General features: G+C 55.1%; 2 protein-coding genes. Both read right to left on the reverse strand.

Going from position 1 to position 995, the window contains the following annotated elements:
• Positions 1-252 precede the first annotated feature (252 nt).
• Positions 253-546: a Dabb family protein gene (locus tag AWB76_RS38675; protein ID WP_082864640.1), complete on the reverse strand. Its 294-nt coding sequence runs from the start codon at positions 544-546 to the stop codon at positions 253-255.
• Positions 547-557: 11 nt separating this feature from the next.
• Positions 558-995: zinc-binding dehydrogenase (locus AWB76_RS38680; RefSeq protein WP_157696349.1), on the reverse strand; the 438-nt coding region annotated here is incomplete at its 5' end.

A 995-nucleotide genomic window follows, 5' to 3' on the forward strand; every position in this document is an offset into this window, starting at 1 on the left:
AAGTCGTCCAGCTTTCGCAGGGAAAACAGACTCTCGGTGAACGTGTCGGCGCCGCGCATGATCTTCAGTGGGCAAGTGAGGGGCCTAATATCAACGCATCAGGGCACTTCCACGATGACATGACCCTCGGTACTTCAGCAACCTGCTAGACCCGTACTCACCGCCCGTAACCACGGCGACCTCGCCTGCCAGCGATCGTGCTGACATCGCATATTCTTTGTTACAAGAGTAACGCTACCGATGTAGCGATGATTACGCCTGCGTCTGCACGACGGTCATTTTGGAGAGGTCGATGAAATCCTTGATTCTGTCGCCGAGAGCCAAATGCTTGGGCTCGTGCATGTAGCGCTCCCAATCTGCCTGCGAATCGAATTCAGCGATCAGGACGATCGCACGGATTCCCGACCAGTCGAGAGTCTGTTCGACAGAGAAAGCACGGATCCACGGGACGAGCGTTGGCAACTCGTTCAAGGTATCGACCACGCCAGACAAGCTGCCTTCAGTGCAGTCCGGGAACGTCGGACCAATGAAAATATGTCGTAACATGCTGGTGTTCCTTAGCTATTTTTTAAGGTAGACATATCGATGGTGAAGCGGTATTTCACGTCGCTTTTTTCCAGACGCTCGAACGCTTCGTTGATCTGTTGAATACCGACGACTTCAACGTCCGACACGATGTTGTGCTCTCCGCAGAAATCGAGCATTTCCTGAGTCTCCGCGATTCCCCCGATCAGCGACCCCGAGATACTGCGGCCGCCGAAAATCAGGCTGTACGCCGACACATCGATTTTCTCGGCCGATGCGCCGACCAAGGTCAGGTTGCCTTCCGGGCGAAGCAGTTTCAGGTACTCGTTCAGGTCGTGCGGGGCCGATACCGTGTCAAGGATGAAGTCGAACGTGTCCACGTGTGCCTTCATTTCTTCCGGATTGCGCGACACCACTACCTCGTGGGCGCCAACGCGCAGCGCGTCCTGCTTCTTCTTAGACGATGTCGT

The organism is Caballeronia temeraria (assembly GCF_001544795.2).
GTDB classification, from domain to species: domain Bacteria; phylum Pseudomonadota; class Gammaproteobacteria; order Burkholderiales; family Burkholderiaceae; genus Caballeronia; species Caballeronia temeraria.

What these genes read in the sequence shown, in the direction of transcription:
- AWB76_RS38675 (WP_082864640.1), bottom strand. Translation starts at nt 546, where the DNA reads ATGTTACGACATATTTTCATTGGTCCGACGTTCCCGGACTGCACTGAA.